Here is a 1,872-nt window from a genome sequence, read left to right on the forward strand (position 1 = left end):
GCTAAATAAGCGTTTCGGGAGCTTTTTGAGCTCTACAAGTGTCAAACTCAAGATTTGCCAAATTGGATTAATGTTTTACGATAATCATGATTTCATCAGTTACTTTATGGGCAATTCCATCTAAAATCGGTTCTAAAACAGAGCATATTTTATACATTTCCTCTTGGTTATCACAATGGAATACAGCAATTCCACTCGGAGCTTTCTTTGGATTCGTCGTAATTATTGCAAGGATCATTTTTTCAATAGACATAACCAAATTCATTCCTCTTTCGTATTTCTTTCTGTCGGCATTCTTATTGCATTTTCCAAAGTTGGTGTATTGCCGATAATTTCAAGGGCCCTTTGAATATCGCGATTTTGTGGTAAAACAAAAACGGCAACCCGTCCGTCTTCCAAATCCCGTTTTGCAAGTGGCACAAGAGCCGGTGTACCCGAATCTCGATAAACACCTAAGGCTACTGAGACATCATGTAAAATGGCTTGTCGTTGCCCTAAATTGGCTATCGTCGAACGAGCATCGAAGTTTTTCGGCTTCAAGATAAATCCCATGCCGTATTTTAATATTTCTTCCTGCCTTTGGGGAAGGCCGATATTCATAATATAAATATTATCGATATAAAGTCCCTCATTAACAAAATGCGGTTTGACAAATTCAATATCAACAATATCTTTCAGTTTCCCGCCACCCATCAATTTTTTTGAAATAAGTATGCAAATCAGCGCAGCAATCAGTCCCACAACAATATTAAACTCGATATAAACCAATGTTGTAATCATTGCCGTAAAGATAACTAAATAATTGCGGCTTTCAAACGCAACTGCGATTCCCTCGATATATGTGCTGCCACGGGTAACTAATTCATAAGAATCAAGCTGTGCTAACGTATTTCTTTCCATATTACGAACTTCCCGAAATTGAGAAGCAGCAACCGTCAAAAACGTAATCGCGGTAATATTTTCTTCCATTAAAGCCGGGACTGCTACTGCTCCTAAAGCTGAGGCAATAAATCCTAGTGCTACATGGATAATTTTCCCATGTAAATAAGTAGGATATTGCCGATAATCCGTTCGTAACATTAATATACGATCAAACAGACCGCATGCCATTCCAAATAATACCGGATATACGTATTCACTCATATTACAATTGTTTCTCCTTCTTTTGCTGAAAGTTTTTATGTTCAAAAGTCGTTTGTAAATATTCAAAACCGGACCAGATCGTTATAAAAACACAAGTCAAGGTCAAACCATCCAGAAAAGCGAAACTGCCAATCGGAAAATCAATGGAGAATTTTTTTAAAATGATCGCATAAAGGATATCTCCTTGAATAAGTCCAATAATAGTTGAAAAAATTCTTGCCTTATATTCTTTAAAAAGTAAAACAGCTAAACAAGCGCCAAGAAAACCAAGCAATATCTGCTGATCAATAAATATCCACACCGGATCATATAAAGATATGAGGTAAAAAACAGCTGTTGCACTCGATACAATAAAAATCCCGATGGTACAATATAAAAGTTTCCAAAAGGGTAATTTTATAAATGTTAAAAAAGATATGAATAATAAAAATAAAGTTGCTAACGATATATCAAGTCCGAGAAACCGAATCTTAAAAACAGACAAAATGATTGCTACAAGAAGGCATGCAGCTATTGGAAATCGATAGGGATTTGTTTTTTCCATAATAAATGTAGAATAAATCCATCCCGCCCAAGCAAGTCCGAAGAAAACAAAACCTGTCATATACTCCCTCCTATCTTTTCCATTATGAGCAAAATTATGTATTTTAAAACGTAACGATACTTTGAATCCACTAAGAAAAGCGCAGAGCGCCCGCTTAGCGACGTACAAACTGGAGCGCCCCGCAA

Annotated in this window: 3 protein-coding genes; all 3 read right to left on the minus strand. The window is 36.4% G+C overall.

Annotation, left to right across the window (positions count from 1 at the left end; all coding sequences use genetic code 11):
* Positions 1 to 67 precede the first annotated feature (67 nt).
* The 3 genes from LIZ98_RS17365 to LIZ98_RS17375 are packed head-to-tail and all read right to left on the minus strand — an operon-like array spanning position 68 to position 1,747.
* A complete protein-coding gene (locus LIZ98_RS17365; protein ID WP_227140391.1) occupies positions 68 to 253 on the minus strand; it encodes a capping complex subunit for YIEGIA in 186 nt (61 codons plus the stop codon).
* Positions 254 to 261: 8 nt separating this feature from the next.
* Entirely contained in the window at positions 262 to 1,143 is an 882-nt protein-coding gene (locus LIZ98_RS17370) for a YIEGIA family protein (RefSeq protein ID WP_095141183.1), read from the minus strand.
* Between the two features lies 1 nt (position 1,144).
* Complete coding sequence (locus LIZ98_RS17375; RefSeq protein WP_227140390.1) at positions 1,145 to 1,747, minus strand: YphA family membrane protein; 603 nt, start codon at positions 1,745 to 1,747, stop codon at positions 1,145 to 1,147.
* Positions 1,748 to 1,872 lie beyond the last annotated feature (125 nt).

This window comes from Caldibacillus sp. 210928-DFI.2.18 (assembly GCF_020554505.1).
GTDB classification, from domain to species: Bacteria; Bacillota; Bacilli; order Bacillales; family Caldibacillaceae; genus Caldifermentibacillus; species Caldifermentibacillus hisashii.

Coding starts and splice junctions, on each gene's coding strand:
- LIZ98_RS17375 (WP_227140390.1), bottom strand. CDS start 1,747: ATGACAGGTTTTGTTTTCTTCGGACTTGCTTGGGCGGGATGGATTTAT.
- LIZ98_RS17370 (WP_095141183.1), bottom strand. CDS start 1,143: ATGAGTGAATACGTATATCCGGTATTATTTGGAATGGCATGCGGTCTG.
- LIZ98_RS17365 (WP_227140391.1), bottom strand. CDS start 253: ATGTCTATTGAAAAAATGATCCTTGCAATAATTACGACGAATCCAAAG.